19 protein-coding genes are annotated in these 16034 nt (G+C 68.8%); 13 read left to right on the forward strand and 6 right to left on the reverse strand.

Annotated features, from left to right (window positions below):
* Positions 1-100: 100 nt before the first annotated feature.
* Positions 101-934 carry a hypothetical protein gene (locus ACLQ3B_RS17650; RefSeq protein WP_425781822.1) on the forward strand — a complete coding sequence of 278 codons (834 nt, stop codon included), beginning with the start codon at positions 101-103 and terminating at the stop codon, positions 932-934.
* Here the strand turns inward: ACLQ3B_RS17650 and ACLQ3B_RS17655 are convergent, their stop codons facing one another.
* From ACLQ3B_RS17655 to ACLQ3B_RS17670, 4 genes are all read right to left on the reverse strand, one after another.
* Complete coding sequence (locus tag ACLQ3B_RS17655; RefSeq protein WP_425781823.1) at positions 935-1900, reverse strand: DNA-processing protein DprA; 966 nt, start codon at positions 1898-1900, stop codon at positions 935-937. It abuts the gene before it with no gap.
* A 117-nt stretch (positions 1901-2017) separates the two neighbouring features.
* The gene (locus ACLQ3B_RS17660; RefSeq protein ID WP_425781824.1) at positions 2018-4045 is read right to left on the reverse strand and encodes a hypothetical protein; all 2028 of its coding nucleotides are present in this window, start codon (positions 4043-4045) and stop codon (positions 2018-2020) included.
* The gene (locus ACLQ3B_RS17665) at positions 4042-4293 is read right to left on the reverse strand and encodes a hypothetical protein (protein WP_425781825.1); all 252 of its coding nucleotides are present in this window, start codon (positions 4291-4293) and stop codon (positions 4042-4044) included. Before ACLQ3B_RS17665 ends, ACLQ3B_RS17660 begins: the two co-directional genes overlap by 4 nt.
* Complete coding sequence (locus ACLQ3B_RS17670) at positions 4290-4583, reverse strand: DivIVA domain-containing protein (protein ID WP_425781826.1); 294 nt, start codon at positions 4581-4583, stop codon at positions 4290-4292. Before ACLQ3B_RS17670 ends, ACLQ3B_RS17665 begins: the two co-directional genes overlap by 4 nt.
* Before the next feature lie 138 nt (positions 4584-4721).
* On the opposite strand from ACLQ3B_RS17670, the gene ACLQ3B_RS17675 reads away from it, so the two are divergent.
* From ACLQ3B_RS17675 to ACLQ3B_RS17720, 10 genes are all read left to right on the forward strand, one after another.
* Complete coding sequence (locus ACLQ3B_RS17675) at positions 4722-5675, forward strand: helix-turn-helix domain-containing protein (protein WP_425781827.1); 954 nt, start codon at positions 4722-4724, stop codon at positions 5673-5675.
* Positions 5668-5862: a DUF397 domain-containing protein gene (locus ACLQ3B_RS17680; RefSeq protein ID WP_425781828.1), complete on the forward strand. Its 195-nt coding sequence runs from the start codon at positions 5668-5670 to the stop codon at positions 5860-5862. Before ACLQ3B_RS17675 ends, ACLQ3B_RS17680 begins: the two co-directional genes overlap by 8 nt.
* Positions 5863-5996: 134 nt before the next feature.
* Complete coding sequence (locus ACLQ3B_RS17685) at positions 5997-6278, forward strand: hypothetical protein (RefSeq protein ID WP_425781829.1); 282 nt, start codon at positions 5997-5999, stop codon at positions 6276-6278.
* 92 nt (positions 6279-6370) lie between these two features.
* Entirely contained in the window at positions 6371-6634 is a 264-nt protein-coding gene (locus tag ACLQ3B_RS17690; protein ID WP_141908162.1) for a hypothetical protein, read from the forward strand.
* A 15-nt stretch (positions 6635-6649) separates the two neighbouring features.
* Complete coding sequence (locus ACLQ3B_RS17695) at positions 6650-6910, forward strand: hypothetical protein (protein WP_425781830.1); 261 nt, start codon at positions 6650-6652, stop codon at positions 6908-6910.
* Entirely contained in the window at positions 6907-7560 is a 654-nt protein-coding gene (locus ACLQ3B_RS17700; RefSeq protein ID WP_425781831.1) for a hypothetical protein, read from the forward strand. The genes ACLQ3B_RS17695 and ACLQ3B_RS17700 overlap by 4 nt, the downstream gene beginning before the upstream one ends.
* A gap of 1 nt (position 7561) precedes the next feature.
* Positions 7562-7972 carry a hypothetical protein gene (locus tag ACLQ3B_RS17705; protein WP_425781832.1) on the forward strand — a complete coding sequence of 137 codons (411 nt, stop codon included), beginning with the start codon at positions 7562-7564 and terminating at the stop codon, positions 7970-7972.
* Positions 7973-8254: 282 nt separating this feature from the next.
* On the forward strand, positions 8255-8758 hold the full coding sequence (locus ACLQ3B_RS17710; RefSeq protein ID WP_425781833.1) for a hypothetical protein: 504 nt from the start codon (positions 8255-8257) through the stop codon (positions 8756-8758).
* A gap of 101 nt (positions 8759-8859) precedes the next feature.
* Positions 8860-9642 (forward strand): transposase family protein, encoded by a 783-nt coding sequence (locus ACLQ3B_RS17715; protein WP_425781834.1) that lies wholly within the window; start codon positions 8860-8862, stop codon positions 9640-9642.
* A 325-nt stretch (positions 9643-9967) separates the two neighbouring features.
* Positions 9968-11365 (forward strand): stress response protein, encoded by a 1398-nt coding sequence (locus ACLQ3B_RS17720; protein ID WP_425781835.1) that lies wholly within the window; start codon positions 9968-9970, stop codon positions 11363-11365.
* A gap of 590 nt (positions 11366-11955) precedes the next feature.
* Here the strand turns inward: ACLQ3B_RS17720 and ACLQ3B_RS17725 are convergent.
* Together ACLQ3B_RS17725 and ACLQ3B_RS17730 are read right to left on the reverse strand one after the other, a co-directional pair.
* Positions 11956-12780 carry a DUF3152 domain-containing protein gene (locus ACLQ3B_RS17725; RefSeq protein WP_425781836.1) on the reverse strand — a complete coding sequence of 275 codons (825 nt, stop codon included), beginning with the start codon at positions 12778-12780 and terminating at the stop codon, positions 11956-11958.
* A 179-nt stretch (positions 12781-12959) separates the two neighbouring features.
* A complete protein-coding gene (locus ACLQ3B_RS17730; protein WP_425781837.1) occupies positions 12960-14138 on the reverse strand; it encodes an ROK family transcriptional regulator in 1179 nt (392 codons plus the stop codon).
* A 163-nt stretch (positions 14139-14301) separates the two neighbouring features.
* Here ACLQ3B_RS17730 and ACLQ3B_RS17735 point away from each other — a divergent pair, with 163 nt between their 5' ends.
* Together ACLQ3B_RS17735 and ACLQ3B_RS17740 are read left to right on the forward strand one after the other, a co-directional pair.
* Complete coding sequence (locus tag ACLQ3B_RS17735) at positions 14302-15030, forward strand: amino acid ABC transporter ATP-binding protein (protein ID WP_425781838.1); 729 nt, start codon at positions 14302-14304, stop codon at positions 15028-15030.
* Positions 15031-15049: 19 nt separating this feature from the next.
* The gene (locus ACLQ3B_RS17740; protein WP_425781839.1) at positions 15050-16018 is read left to right on the forward strand and encodes a glutamate ABC transporter substrate-binding protein; all 969 of its coding nucleotides are present in this window, start codon (positions 15050-15052) and stop codon (positions 16016-16018) included.
* The last annotated feature ends 16 nt before the right edge of the window (positions 16019-16034 follow it).

Raw genomic sequence — 16034 nt, forward strand, 5'->3', positions numbered from 1 at the left:
ACATCGGCGAAAACGCGGTGCCCCCGGATCGATCAGGTGGGCTAGCGTGTCGTCGGTCCACTGGGGATCACCCCAGATTCCTACGGGGGAAGGCGTGTGCGTGTCATTTTGGAAGAAGCCTGCTCTGGTGGCGGTCTCGGCGCTCACCGCGCTCGCCGTCTCCGCCTGCGGCGTGACGTCCGGAGCCTCCGAGGCGCCGGCGCAGCCGAAGCAGCCCAGCGTCCTGGAGTTGCTCGCCAGTGATCTCAAGGGTTCGCTGCTGAAGACGGCCGAGACCACCGACAAGACCGACTCGGTGACCGTGACGATGACGGGCACGATGGTCGGCGAGAAGATCTCGATGCATGGTTTCCTGGACCTGGGTGACCCGCTCAAGGCCGAGATGAAGATGACCAACAGCAAGGGCGCCACGACCGTCCGGATGATCGGTGCCGTGATCTTCACCGAGGTGCCAGCGGAGGGCCGCACGGCTACGGGCGGAAAGCGCTGGATGAAGATGGACCTGACCGGTCTGAGCGAGATGACCGGCACGGACTTCAGCAAGCAGTTCGAGGACGCCGACCCGGTCAAGCAGGTCAAGACCCAGCTCGCCATCGAGGGCACGACGGTGGTGGGGCAGGAGACGGTGAACGGGGTGCCAACGGTCCACTACACCGTCACCACTCCGGTGGCGACCTACCTCAAGCAGGTCGACTCCATGCGGCGGGCAGCCAACGAGGAGGCGCTTGCCGGGCAAGGCGTGAAGGAGATCAAGCTCGACCTGTGGGTCGACGAGCAGTACCGGCCGCGTCGGGCGGGCATGGTCATGGGCAAGATGGGCGACATGGTGATCGACTACACCGACTACGGCAAGGCCGTGACCGTCGAGACGCCGCCGCCAGCGGAAACCGCCGACTTCGCCGAGATGCTCAAGGGCCTGACCGCCGACAGCTGATCAGAAGTGGAGTGCTGCCCGGCTGGCGAGGAGACTCTCCTGGCCGGGCAGTACCGTCCCGGGACCGAGCGGACAGCCCTCCAGCTCGGCCGCAGCCGGTGAACGGTCGAGAATGGCGTCGACCGCCTCCACCAGGTCCATGGTCCCGTGCGCGACGTGGACGCCGGGCCGCTCAGCGAAGGCGCGTGCCCAGTCGTGCCGCATCACCTGACTGGTGAGCACCACGGGCCGACCGTGCTGAAGAGCGAGCCGCGCCTGGATCCGGGCTCCACTGCGTTCGCCGGCTTCGATGACCACGGTGGCAGCGGCGTAGCCGCTCATCACCGCGTTTCGCATTGGGAAGCTCTGCTTTGTCGGGGCGGCATCGGGCCAGAACTGGCTGAGCACCAATCCGACCTCTGTGATGTGCTCCTGGAGCGCGCGGTTGACCGCCGGGTAGTGGTGGCGAATTCCGGTGCCGATGACCGCCACGGTGCGGCCTCCCGCCGCGAGTGCCGCCTGGTGGGCCGCGGTGTCGATCCCTTTCGCCAGACCGCTGACCACCGTCACACCACGGCGGGCCAGCGACTCTGATACCGAGCTGGCGATCTCGACGCCTCGATCGCTCGCTTCGCGGCTGCCGACCACGGCGATGGCCCGAGCGTCGGGGCGCGACTCACCTCGGGCGAAGAGCACTGGCGGCATCTCGCGGATGTCACGCAGCTGGGCGGGGTAGTCGTCGTCGAAGAAGGCCCGCACTGTGATGCCCTCGGCCCGCCAGCCCGCGAGGTCGCCGGCCGCGGCCTCGATCAGCGAGTCGACGGAGCGGGTGTCGGGAAAGAGCGTGTCGGTCTGCCCGACGACCCGGCGCAGGACTGCCAGCGCGGTGCCGACCTCTTGAATGTCGTGCACGGCATCAGACCAGCCGAGGTCTGGCTGCCGCAGCAGCGCGATCAGCGCAGCCCGCTCCGCCGTCACCCGGTCCATGCCCCTGATCGTAGAGGCAACTCCCGGCCGCCCGGCCCACCGGCCACGCGGAGCCGGCAGAGAAGCCCGGCGCACCTCAGATCGCCCCACGTGATCGAACATATGTTCCCTCAGCCCTCAGGTCAACCGAAGATCGCGCAGGTCGGGGGCTTCGGCGAGGAGGCGTACGGCGTCGTCGTCGTGTCGGTGCACGGCGCAGCCGGCGCGGGTGAAGCGGACGGTGACCGCCTGCCCCGCGTGTCGGGAGGCGAGCCGCAGCAGATCCGGCTCGGGGTCGGCGACGAGATCGCGCGGCCCCGACCACGGCACCGGGATCGGTGTCGCCGGGTTGGTCGGGGCGGCACTGGCGACGGCGTCGGTCAGGCACTCCCGGCACCAGGCGAGGGCGGCAGCCAGGCTCGGCCGGTAGGGGAGGTCGTCGGGGCTCACGGCTGCGTCGCGCGGCTTTGTCTCGACGGACCAGCGCAGTCCGTCGGCCAGCAGCGGGTCGCCGGCGTTGTGCCGCAGGTCGCAGACGGCCACCACGAGGGCCAGGTCGAGGCCGAGGGCGAGCCGCAGCAGCTCGACCAGCGGCGGCGCGTCGGGAGGTGCCGCCACCACGATCAGCCGGCCGGCGGCGGTGCCTCGCCCGGCAGCGCGTACGTGCTCCCGCACCGGGTCGGCCCCGGCCCAGGGCACTGTGACGTAACCGTCGCGTAGGTCCCGGTCGAGGTCGTGCCCGCCGTCGGCGTCGCGGAGGTCCTCGGGCCGCGCGCCGAGGACAGCCGCCCAGGAGCCGAGCCGGTAGCGGTCCGGGAGCTGCACGACGGGCCGGCCGTTGGGTTGGGTGGCGACCAGCGGCGCGACCTCGGGTGTGCCGGCCTGCCAGGCCAGGTGCACCACCCGGTGCCGCAGGTCGGTGACGGTGACCGACACGGTCCGAAGCAGACGGTCAGTGTCGCCGCAGGTGAAGCAGTGCAGCGCGGATGGGCGCAGGCCGGCGCCGCAGCAGTGCGGGCAGTCGGGGTCGGCCGCGCGACCGCCGAGCCGGCAGTCGCAGGCGCGCAGCCGGTTGTGTGGTCGGCAGTCGGGGCAGGGCCGCCAGTCGACGAGTTCACCCAGCCAGGCCGGGTCGGGTGGTTCGTAGCCGCGGGTCACCGGCACCCGCACACGGCGGACGACCTGGCCGGTGGGCTGCTCCGCGAGGGTCTCCACTGGCTCGCCAGCGCGCAGAGTCGTGTGCCACCAACGGCCGTCGCGCCAGAGGGCCTGCGCGCCGGGCAACTCGTCGCCACCGGTCGGATCGACGCAGTCGGCGAGGACGCGTCGTTCGAGCTGGTCAACATCCACGGCCGGACCGGCGGGTGGGCGCGGCGAGTCGGGGCGCAGCAGCCGGGCGGGAGCGGCCAGGCCGCGCTCGGCAAGGCCGGTGAGCGCCTTGGCCACGTCGGTGCAGGCCAACACCTCCGGCAGGTCCCGGCACCAGCCGGGCGACCCGAGCGGTACCGGGGAGCCGGGCACCTCGTACCGAATGGCCCAGCAAAACCCCTCGCCCTGCCGGCGGGCCTCGACGACCAGGTCGAGCAGCAGCAGGTCAGCGAGCGCGCAGAGCCGGGCCAGCCGTGCGGCCGGGTCGACGGTCGCCGGGGCGGTGGATCGGCCCAGCACCAGCCGCCAGGGGGCGTGATCGGCCCGCAGGATGGCCTGCGCCTCCAACTCGTGCCGCAGCGCTGCGGGCAGGTCGGGTCGCCACTGCCGGTCCAGCCACAGGGACGGCGCGTCGGTCTCGTCCAGGACCGCGCCGACGGCGGCGGCGAGTTCGCGTACCCGGAAAGAAAGGTCGACCACCCAGTGGCCCGCCGGGTCGCGGTGGGGGTCGAGGCCGCCGGGCACGACCTGGTGGGACGCGACAGCGCCGGTGTCCAGGTTGGCGACGGTGACCACGAGCTGTGCCCGCCGCCGGCCGCGCCGCCCGCAGCGATAACAGGGGTACGCGATGCTGCCCGCGCCGCGACACTGCTCGCAGCTCCGGTACGCCTCCCGGCGCGGCCCGAGCGCGTCGGCGTCGGCGAGGAACCGGTCGCCGTAGGTGGTGCACCGGCACGGCTCCAGCGTGAAGGCCATCCCGTCGCAGTCCGGGCAGACGACGACGGGCGCGGCGGTCACCGACACCGCCGGGCCGCGCAGTCACCGTCGTGTTCCACCCGCCGCACGCACCGCCGACCGCCGTCGAGCGGCAGGTCGCAGAACACCCGATGGCGTACGACCTGCGCGTCCTCGGCGGACACGGTGGTCTCACCCGCGTCCACCTCGGACAGGAAGGTCAGGGAGCGGGCCAGGGTGCCAGCGAAGTGTTGGGCGGCCGGCAGGTCGGCGGCGGTGAACGGCAGGTGCGCCACCCAGCGGGCGCTCATCGGCGGGCCGCCAGGTCCTCGCGGGCCCGCTGGGACTGCCAGCACTTCAACGCGTCCTTGATCCGCTCGGTCTCCCGCCGGCTGCTGCCCAGCGCCGCGTACACCTCGGCGAGATCGTGGGCGACGCGGTCGAGGAACTCGGCGACCTCCACGGCGTCCACGCCGCGCCGGCCACGGCGGGTGAACCGGCGCCCGCGGACCTGCCAGGGCTTCAGGGGTACGTAGTTGGCCGCCCGATAGGGCACCGGCCGGGGTGGCTCGGCCCGGAGATGACGGAGAAACGCGCGCACGAAGCAGCACCACCCTTCCTCATATCTGATCGACGTACACCGGCGCGGGAATTGCGCGTCCATCGCTGTTGTCGGACCAATCTTGTAAGGTCGGAAGCACCATCGCAATGAATGTCGACTCACACTGTTCCGCTATTTGTGGGCAACATTCCCCTGTTGCAGAACGGCTGTCGGGATGTTGCAAAATTCAACAGGAAGGAGAGCCGGGTGGCCGACGACATGGGCTCGACGGTGCCCCGACGCCAGCTCGGCAGGGCGCTGCGTGACCTGCGCACCGAGGCGGGGGCGACCCTCGACGCGGTCGCCGAAGCGCTGGAGTGCAGCCGCCAGAAGGTGTGGCGGATCGAGAGCGGGCTCGGCTCGGTACGCGGCGTCGACGTCCGAGCGATGTGCGAGCTGTACGGCGCGACGGGCGACCTGACCCGGGCACTGACCTCCCTGGCCGGCGAGACGAGAGCGAAGGGCTGGTGGCACGCGTACGGCGACGCCGTCCCCGAATGGTTCGAGCTGTACGTCGGCCTCGAATCCGCCGCGTCGAAGCTCCGCTTTTACAAGAACAGTCTCGTGCCCGGCATCCTTCAGAGTCGCGACTATGCCCGGGGCATCTACCGCATCGACCAGCCCGACATGGGCGACGACGACCGGGAGCGCGCGGTCGAGCTTCGGCTACAGCGGCAGTCACTGCTGACCCGTCGCCTGCCAAAGGCTCCGCAGGTGCAGGTGGTGCTCTGCGAGTCGGTGCTCCTCCGACCGGTAGGCGGCCCCGAGACCATGGCGGATCAACTCCACAACCTGCTACGGCTGACCCGCCTACCGAACATCTCGATTCGCGTGTTACCCCTGATCGCGGGGCCCCACCACGGGACCGTTGCTGGCGAGTTCGTGCTCCTTGATTTTCCGCTCGGCAACCGAAGCACGCCTGAGCCGCCGTTGGTCTACAGCGAGGCGATCACTGGCGCTCTCTACCTCGACCGTCCCAACGAGTTCGCGACCTATGAGAAGGTCTGGTCGGGTCTGCTGTCGCTCGCTCTTGATGAGGGACAATCGTTCCAACTGATCAACAAGATCATCGGGGAGGTTCACCATGGTTGACCTGACGGGCGCTTCCTGGCGCAAGAGCACCCGCAGCGCGGGCAATGGCGGCGAGTGCGTCGAGGTTGCCGACAACCTGCCCGGCGTCGTCGCCGTACGCGACAGCAAGGATCCGCAGGGCTCGACCCTCACCTTCACCTTCACTGCTTGGGCAAGTTTCGTGCGAGGAACCCGCACCTCCCGCTGAGGCTTCGGTGGGTGTCTCGAGGGCTCCTGGGACACCCACCCGGTGCGGGGCTGCGCTCGCAGGTGGCGCGCATCGCCGACCACCGACCTGTTCAGTCGATCCGATCCGTAAGGAAGCAGCGGGGTTACGAGATCGTGAGCGTACGGACCGAGTTCAGCGACCTGGTCCGCGCGATGGCACGGCGTGACACGCGTACCCAGTTTCCGGGTGCGGAGTCGCTGCCCGCCCAGGAGATGGAAGCGCTCGTCCGCGCGGGCCTCGGCGAGGTCCGGCTGATCGACCACCTCAGCCCCGAGACGGCCCTCCAGATGCAGATCGTGTTCCTCGGCAAGCTGCTCCAGGACCATGATCCCGCCGAGGCGCAGCTTGAAGAGTTCATCACCGACGTGGAGCGCACGGCTGCCGAATACCTGTAACCAGCGGGGCTGCGTGCCACCTTCATCTCCGATAGTGTCCGTCCGACCACGCAGACGTGAACTCGTTGCGCGATCGTCAGACGGGGGGCGGCATGGCCAGCATTGAGGAAGTCAAGGCAGCGCTGATGCAGGCCGCCGAGCAGGGCAACGCCACCATCAACCAGATCCGGGCCGCCGCCGACAACACCGAACAGATGCTGGCCCGGCTACGCGCAATCTCTGCCGGCACCGGGCACCCGACCATCGCCGAGGCCATCGCCCGAGGCGAGCAGAGCAAGCAGCGCCTGGCCGAAGCCATGGCCCTGGTGCAGGGCAGCTCGGAGGCGGCACGCCGCTACATCAGCGTCCTCGGCTGAGCATCGGCCACAGCGATGAGCGTTGGCGAGGTCAAGGCGTCCCTTCGTGCGGCCATCGAAGCTGCCCGTCAGGGACGGCGGGTTTTCGACCAGGCGGCCTCTGACACGGAGGCAGCCACCCGAATGGCGGACGCCGTGTTGCGGGGCAGCCGGAACGACGACGTGAAAGCGGTACATCAGGCGCTTGCCGCCGCCACCGCAGAGGTCGAACCGACGCGCCGCCGCTTCGACAACGCCGCCAAACACGCAAACACCTACCTCACCCGCCTCGGATGAGCGGCAGCATCGCCGAGGTCGTCGCGCAGCTTCTCGCCGTACGCGGAAAGCTCGACACCGCAGCCGTTACGGCGCTTCGCGCTCGGACGGATGCGGAACAGGCCCTGGCACACCTGGCCGGGGTTCAGCAGGGCAGCACTGACCGGGGGTTGAGCGCGGCAGTCGCGGACGCCGAGGTGGCCCGCGACAAAGCCGGCCGCTACGCCCGCCTCCTGACCGAGGCTGCCCGACACATCACCGGGTATGTCAACACCATTGCCCCCGGTGCCGCATCCTCCGGCCCAGATGATGCGGCATCACCCTCTGGCGAGCGCCTGGTGGAGGAAGCAGAGGGTCGCAGTCGGAAGGCCGAGGCATTCCTCCGCCGGCACATCAGGAAGGCGGACGATTCCGAGGACACCCTCAAACAAACCGAACAGTCGATCACCACTGGCCTTCGCGAGCTGCAAAAGAGCTTCAAGGGCTCGGGATCGAGTGGCAGCACGACATCCACCTCCGCCAGCCCCGGCACGCCGGCTGACCGCCCTCAGTTGGAGCACCCGGTCACATCAGTCATCATGGCTGCTGGCGCAGTCGTGGTGGGCCTCCGAGGTGTCTGGAAAATGGCCAAGAAGCGCCGCGAGAGGAAGCAATCTGATGAGCAGCCCTGAGATGGTCGACTACATCCGGACGATGGTCAGAGGCGACCACGAGGCCAACGACCGAGTCGAGGCCCGCCTTGACCAGCTCGGCTGGGACGGCTTCCCAACCCTCCTCGGTGCCGTTTTCTACTTTGCGGTCAACCGACGCTTCAACGAACGGACGCCCCCCGGAGAAATCATGCGGTTCGTGGCCGACATACGAGCTGCAGCTCCGGCCGGTGCGCCAGAAATCGACGCCAATGCTAGCGAGACGCTGATCCGGGCGGCCGTGGATCCCGATGTCGAGACAGCCATCGATCCGCAGATGGCTGGCCGCATCCAAGGGCTGGTGATCCTAGCCATCCTGGGCGATGAGGCCATTACCGACGACGACCTGGACGTGCTGCTCGCCGATGCCGTAGCGCTGGCCAACCGAGTGTGAGCCGACACTGGACCACTGCGACCGAGGCGGCGACAAGATTGGGAGCGCTGACCCGTCTAGGGGACGTCTCGCAACCCGATTTCCTTTCCTGAGGTCGACCGTCGAGCACCTGGCCGGGGTTGGACGAGGGCTTGGCAGGTCGTCGAGGACCAGGTGTCGGTGGGGTGGAATCCGTAAGCTGTCTCGCAGGCAGGTCCCCGTCCGACATGGGCACCGCCGTGGGGTCATCTGTTGGACGGGATCTGGCCTACAGTCGACGGCACGGTCGACGGGAGGAACCTCATGGACGAGAACGAGACGGTGTTCCTTACGTCCGCCCGCCGCACCTTCGTGTTCATGCTGCTGATGGGCTTGTTGGCTTGGGTTGTCGTCCAGGCCGTGTTAGCACTCATCGCCGGGCGGCCGCCGGCCGACTTGACGAGCATCGCCGCTTCAGGCGTCCTTTACGCCGTCGTTTTCAGCGCTCTCTCGCTTGTGCTGCACCGGAAGAACTGGCCATCGGTCCAAGTCACCGACCCAGCGCTGGGGCTCGTCGAGAAGGGACGGACGGCCGTCCTGCCGTGGCAGGCGATCCAATCGGCGACGGTCCGCCGTCCTGGCCCGTTCGCCCTCCTCCAGGTCACCTTGCGCCCAGGGGCGGTCCCGCCGTCAGGCACGACGCTTCGTCCACGGATCCGCGCCGGTCAGCCTGCCTACACGGTCAACGTCGGACTGCTTCGGCCTGCGACGGGCGTCCTGCGTACCGAACTTGCCCGCCACCTGCCACAGGTCACCTCCCACTCCTGATCTTCGCTCGCGAAGTCAATCGGACGACGGCACCGCCAGCACCGGCTCAGGTCCGCCTCGCAACCCACCGTTTGTCCCGAAGGACGATCGCTGAATATGGCATGGTGCAGGTCATATCCTCAGCCCAGCCGGAGTGGATCTTCCCGTTCACCGGTATGCAGCCCTCCCAGTTTCGCCGGCTGGTCCGCCTGGTTGCCGAACGTGGTGGGCACGGCATCAATGACGGCCGGCCGGGCCGGCAGTGGGCGCTCGACCTTGCCGATCGGGTGCTGCTGGTGGCCGCCTACTGGCGCACCAACCTGACCATGCGCCAGATCGGGCCGCTGTTCGGCGTCTCGCACTCTGCCGCCCACCGGGTCATCGACACGATCGGACCTTTGCTTGCCCTGGCTCCGGTGAGCCGGCGGCCGGTTGACCAAATCGCCATCGTCGACGGCACTCTGATCCCCACCAGGGACCACCGCCTCGCGGCGCCGAGCAAGAACTACCGCTACTCCACCAATCTGCAGGTCGCCATCGATGCCGGCACCAAATCGGTCATCGCGGTTGGCGATCCGCAGCCGGGCAACCGCAGCGATACGATCGTCTACCGCACCTCCGGCATGGACCAGAAGCTGGCGGGACGGCCGGTCATGGCGGACGGCGCATACCGCGGCAACCCCGAGGTGATCATCCCGTACCGCAAGAACCACGACGGCAGCCCGCTGCCGGCCTGGAAGGAAGAACTCAACGCGCAGCACCGCACCATCCGAGCACAGGTCGAACACACTCTGGCCAGGCTCAAGTGCTGGAAGATCCTGCGCGACTACCGCCGCGCTGCCCGCACATTGACCGACACCGCCTCCGCGATCGCCCACCTCCACAACATCGCCCTTACCGGGTGAGCGCCAACCCGTCCCGCGAACAAGCTTCACGGAGTTACGAGACGTCCCTTAGGCGCCGCCACCTCCGGCTGCTGGCCCGACCCCGGCGCCTTGATCCCCTGATCGCGCCACAAACCCACCCGCAGTCAGTTACCGGACAGAATCGCAGACAGAGACCAAACTGCTGACGCCTACGTCTCCGACCGTCAAGCGGAATCGGCCAGGCGGATCCCCCGACATCCAGTTGGACAACTCTTTCCGTTCGTACGCGCCGACCGTCCCGCCGCTTTCCGTGCCGGATCGCGAGTAACTTCTCGTACCACCGCCTTCACGAGGAGTCACTTGCATGTCTGAGGAGACCTGGCTCGCTGCCCGCCTGATCCCTACGTCGGGCATAAACGGGGCGGAGGAACAAGAGCGTCGAGCGACCTCCGCCCTGCTGGCGGTGATGAGCGCGGTCCGGGAGTTCGGGCGTGCGCTCACCCAGTCCCTCGGCGCACCGGCCGGATCGGTGCAGACCTTCATCGAAGTCCCGTTCAAGCTCGGAAACCAGCAGCTCTTTCCGGACGGTCTTATCCGTGTCGCGCGGGGACAGCGGCAGTGGACGGCGCTGGTGGAGGTAAAGACCGGCAGTAACGCGCTGAAGACCGAGCAGTTGGAGGCATACCTGGATATTGCCCGGGAGCAAGGCTTCGACGCTCTTATCACGATCTCCAATGAAATCGCCCCCGTCCCGGGTCAACATCCGACCGCGATCGATCGCCGAAAGTTGCGCAAGGTCGCCCTGTACCACCTGCCCTGGACGGAGATCCTGACCCAGGCGGTGATCCAGAAGGAATACCGCGGCGTCGCTGATCCGGACCAGGCGTGGATCCTGGGCGAGCTGATCAGGTATCTCGAGCATCCCCGTTCAGGCGCGCTGGAGTTCAGCGACATGGGTCCGGCCTGGGTACAGGTGCGCGACGGAGTGTCAGCCGGAACGCTGCGGGCCAGCGATAGCGGAGCGGCGGACGTGGTCGGGCGTTTCGACGCTCTGATCCGTTACGCCTGCCTGCGTCTCGGACGACAGTTGGGTACTGATATCACCCCTGCGCTGAGCCGTCGCGATCTTAGCGATCCGGCCGCACGTTCTCACGCGCTGGTCAACCAACTCTCCACTACCGGGACGCTGACCGGCAGCATCAGGATTCCAGGCGCGGTCGGCCCTCTCCAGGTCATCGCCGATCTGCGGGCCGGGCAGATCGTCTGCCATGTCGATGTGGACGCCCCTCGCACCGGCAGACCGACCACGAGGGTGAACTGGTTGATTCGCCAGCTGAAGGACGCGCCGGAGACGGTTCGCATCGAGGCGTTCGCCATGCATGCCCGAGGCGGTGGTGCAACGGATCTCCTGCGCCAGGTCCGCACCGAACCTACGGCGCTGATCGTCGACCCCACCCGCGAGCTTCGGGCGTTCCGGGTCGCCCAGAGCACGGTGGCGGGAACGAAGCGTGGCAGCGGACGGGGCGCCTTCATCGATTCTGTATTACAGGCGATCGACGACTTCTACGAGCAGATCATCCAGAACTTGAAGCCGTGGATGCCCGCGCCGCCGCGCCTGCGTACGCCCGAAGACGTCGCGCCCGTGCAGCCGGTCGCGGCCAGCCTCGTCTCCACCGCCATCTCGTCCCAGGACAGCCCGGAGTTCGATATGCCGACGGCGAGGGAAAGCAGCTTCACAGTTAGCAGGCAGTTGGAGGAGTGATCCGAAGCTGGTGTGCCGTGAGCGTGATGCCTCAGAGTCATCAAGATGACTGTGAGGCATCACGCTCACCGCAGTCTCCGCCGCGTTGGGTCCGCCACCTAGTTAGCCTGACGAGGTTGATGGCCATGCGAGCGGGATCGATGCCGCCAGACCCGACTGCCAGGCGTCCGAGCGCCGGGAACGACGCCGCAGTTAAGGCGGTCCCCGCATGCCTGTCATTGAACTGGTCATACTGTCTCCGCGAAGTCCCCCGGCTATCCCGGAAGCCGACAGCGGGCGGCCGTACCGCTCAATCGGCGGGTACGACCGTCGGGTGGCCCGCCGCGGGGAGCGCGACGGTGCGGGCCTACCGGATGGCGGCGGGGGTGTCCGGGAAGAGCAATTTCTCTCGACGCAGGTCGTCGGCCACGCCGTCCCCCCGGGTGGTCGTCGTGGCAGAGCACGGCTCGTAGGTCAACGGGGTACGAGGTACGGCGCGGCGGCGGCAGCGCGACGACTTCGACGAAGCATGGGCCGTCTGCGACGTCGCTGATCCCCACATCACCGGTAGAGCGTCGATCAGCGTTGCGGCCGGGGCGGGGATCAGCAGGTCAGGACGGTGCCCACGGTCCGCTGACGAACTGGCCGCCGACGAACGGGCTGACGTTCGGCACGCACCCGCCCAGGCCCATCGTCTGGGTCATCATGACCGGGGCGGGCTTCCCACGACCGCCGCACTTCATGTGGGCGAAGCCGAGGAAGTGACCGAACTCGTGATTGATCACGCCGGCGTGGTACTCGTCGATGCTGACCGGGTATCCCGGTGAGCCCTGGAGCCATCGCCGTAGATTGATCATGATGGTCTTGCCGTACTTGCAGGAGTAGACGCCCTCGGTGTCGACGCCGCTCGCGCCGCACAGTCTGTCCACTGTCCTCGGTGTCGCGAGCCGCACGTCGACGTCGACAGTCGAGCTGCCGACCCGCTGGAAGGACCACGACGCCCGGGTCAGGCCCACCGCCGCGTTGGTGACCGGGTGCTGGGCCGAGGCGGCCCACCCGTTCGGTGCCGCCAACACCTGCTCGATGCTCGCGGCGAACCGGTCCGGCTTCCAGGCCGGGACGTCACCCCAGGCGATGCCCTTTTCCACCGAGACGCTGTAGCGCACCCGCTTCTTGCCCTTGCCGATCACACGACCGTTGCCGGCGGCGGTGGTGAAGGTGCCGGCGGCCCTGGTGGGGATCTGCTTGTCGGTCGGGATCTCCGGAGTCGGGCTGGAGGTCGGCGTATCGCTGGGGCTCGGATCTGAGAGCGGTGCGTTCTGCCCGGAGAGGGGGACGTCGGCCTGCCCGGAAGCCGGCGCCGACGCGCTACACCCGGCGGTCGCCAGCACCACCGCCAACGAGATCGGCACGAGCAGCCGTCCGTTGATCCGCACGTCGAAACCTCCAGGAGTGATCACGGGTCAGTGCAGGACACCCGGGAGGCTACGTGACTGCGGGTAAGGAAATCGTCAGGATGATCGGTGCACGTTGACGCGCAAAAGCACATGAATCCGGCACACGACCACGGAAGCCGGGGCACCCTGAGTGACGACCGCAGTTGGTTTGAGCGAGGTCAGGCGGCCGCGACGACGTGGTCGATCACCAGGTGGGCGGCACCGGTGATGCCGACGTCCTGCCCGGCGGCGACCCGTTCGATGAGCAGGGTCTGGGTGGCCAGCGGGAGGCACCGCTCGTAGAGGGTGGCCCGCATGCTGGCCAGCAACGGCTCGCAGTCGGCCAGCCGACCGCCGATGGCCACCACCTGCGGGTTGAAGAAGTTGACCACCACGGCCAGGATCTCGCCGACGGCGCGGCCGGCCTGCCGGGCGAGGGCGGTGGCCTGTCGGTCGCCGTCGTCGATCAGGCGGATCACACCGGTCAGGTCGGAGACCGGTACGCCCTGCTCCCGGAGCGCGGTGACAAGTGCGGCGCCGCTGGCCACGGCCTCCAGGCAACCGGCGTTTCCACAGGTGCACGGTGGCGCGGGATCGGCCACCACCCGGCAGTGGCTGATGTCCCCGGCCGAGCCCTGCGCACCCCGGTGCAGCCGTCCACTGGAGATCACACCGGAGCCGATCCCGGTGCCAGCCTTGATGTAGACGGCGTGGTCCAACTCGGAATGAGCGGTGCGGTGCGCGCCGAGCGCCATCAGGTTGGCGTCGTTGTCCACGATGACCGGCACGTCGATCCGGCCGGCGCAGAACGAGGCGACGTCGAAGCCGTTCCAGCCGGGCATCCGCGACGGGCTGACGATCCGCCCGGTGGAGTGCTGAACCGGGCCGGGAATCCCGATGCCGACGCCGCGGAGCGCGTCTGCCGGCGAACCGCTGGCCGAGGCCGCCGGATCGCCGCCCACCAGTGTGGTGACCTCGGCCAGCAGCGCGCCGAGCACCGCCTCCGGGCCGTCCTCGATGCGGACCGGCAGGGTGCGGGCCTGGACCACCCGCCCGGAGAGATCCAGCGTGCCGACGCGGGCGTGATGTGCGCCGAGGTCGATGGCACCGACCACGGCACCGCCGGTGGGCACGGCCAGCTGGCGGGGCCGTCGCCCACCCCGGGACCGGCCGGCGCCGGTCTCCTCCAGCAATCCCTGGCTGATCAACGCCTCGACCCGCTGGGAGACCGTCGAGGGGGACAGCCCGGACAGGCGGGACAGGTCGGCCCGACTGACGGCCGCACCGGTGGCCACCCAGCGCAGTAGCTCCCGGGGGCCGCCCCGGAGGACATCGCGTGGCGCCTCGTCAATCGTCACGTCAGCTTCTTAGCACCCGGAGTTTGTTCAAGCAACTGGTTGACTTAGTTTGCCGGCTACCTTTAGATGGCGCTGTTGGTTCGATATGAAGCTGACTTAGTTTTGTAGTCGAAGAAAGTGAGGCCGCCTGGTGGCACCGGAGACGACGGGTGCGGACCGACCCATGGTGTCGGTACGCGGCCTGCACAAGTGGTTCGGTCCGCTGCACGTGCTGAAGGACATCGACGTCACGGTGGCCGCCGGCGAGGTGGTCGTCGTGGTGGGGCCCTCCGGCTCCGGCAAGTCGACCCTGTGCCGCTGCCTCAACCGGCTGGAGACGGCCGGGCAGGGCACCATCGAGATCGACGGCGAGACACTGCCCGCCGAGGGTCGCGCGCTGGCCCGGTTGCGCGCCGACGTCGGCATGGTCTTCCAGTCCTTCAACCTCTTCGGCCACAAGACGGTGCTGGACAACATCACCCTCGGCCCCACCCGGGTCCGCCGGATCGCTCGACCCGAGGCGCGGCAGCAGGCGATGGCCCTGCTGGAGCGCGTCGGCATCGCCGACAAGGCGAACCACCACCCGGCCCAACTCTCCGGCGGGCAGCAGCAGCGGGCCGCGATCGCCCGGGCCCTGGCGATGCAGCCGAAGGTGCTGCTCTTCGACGAGCCGACCTCGGCCCTCGACCCGGAAATGGTCAACGAGGTGCTCGACGTGATGGTCTCCCTGGCCGCCGAGGGGATGACCATGATCGTGGTGACCCACGAGATGGGTTTCGCCCGTCGCGCCGCCGACCGGGTGGTCTTCATGGACGACGGCCGGATCGTCGAATCCGGCGCTCCCGACGACTTCTTCGCAGCTCCGCGCACCGAGCGGGCCCGCGACTTCCTATCCAAGATCCTCCAGCACTAGCCCCCAACGGGAGGGTGTCATGTCAATCCTCAAGATGAGCTTCACCGGGCGGCGGTCGCTCGCCCTCACCGCGACCGCGGTGGCGGTGGCCCTCGCGGCCACCGGCTGCGGCGGTGACAGCGGCGGCAGCACTCCGGCTCTGCCCGGCAACCCCGGGCTGGGCGGCGACGGCGTCATCGCCCAGTCGGTGTACGACGCCGCACCGGTCGCCACCGAAGCGGACATCCCGGCCGGTTCGACGATGGAGGCGATCCGCAAGCGCGGCTACCTCAACATCGGCGGATCCCTGGACGCGCCGCTGCTCGCCCAGCAGAACCCGGTCAGCGGCACCATCGAGGGCTTCGACGCCGACATGGCGAAGTTGCTGGCGAAGTACATCATCGGCAAGCCCGAGGTGAAGACGACGACCATCGGCACCCAGACCCGCGAGGCCATGCTCCAGGCCAAGTCGGTGGACGCGGTCTTCCAGACGTACACGATCACCCCGCAGCGGGCCACCCAGGTCGCCTTCGCCGGGCCCTACCTCACCTCCGGCCTCGCCGTCGGGGTCCGCAAGGACGACACCTCGATCAAGAGCGTCAAGGACCTCGCCGGCAAGACCGTGATCGTCGGGGCGAACACCCCCGCCGTCACCGCGCTGCCCTCCGCCGCGCCCGGCTCGAAGCAGATCGCCTTCGGCACCGACCCGCAGGCGTTGCAGGCGCTGCTGCAGAAGCGAGGCGACGCGTACGTGCAGGACTTCACGCTGCTCGCCTCGGGCGCCAAGGCCAACCCGGGGATGAAGGTGGTGGGCGAGCCGTTCACCACCGAGGCGTACGGCATCGGCCTCAACAAGGCGGACGCGCAGTTCAAGGAGTTCGTCAACAACTGGCTGAAGAAGATCCAGGCCGACGGCACGTGGGCGAAGGTCTGGGAGGGCACCCTCGGCTCGGTGGTGGAGGGTGGGGCGCCCACCCCGCCCGCCCTCGGTTCCGCCGACGGCTCCTGAGCAGTCTCTCGTACCG

The sequence above is a fragment of the Micromonospora sp. DT53 genome (genome assembly GCF_049841535.1).
Classification (GTDB): domain Bacteria; phylum Actinomycetota; class Actinomycetes; order Mycobacteriales; family Micromonosporaceae; genus Micromonospora.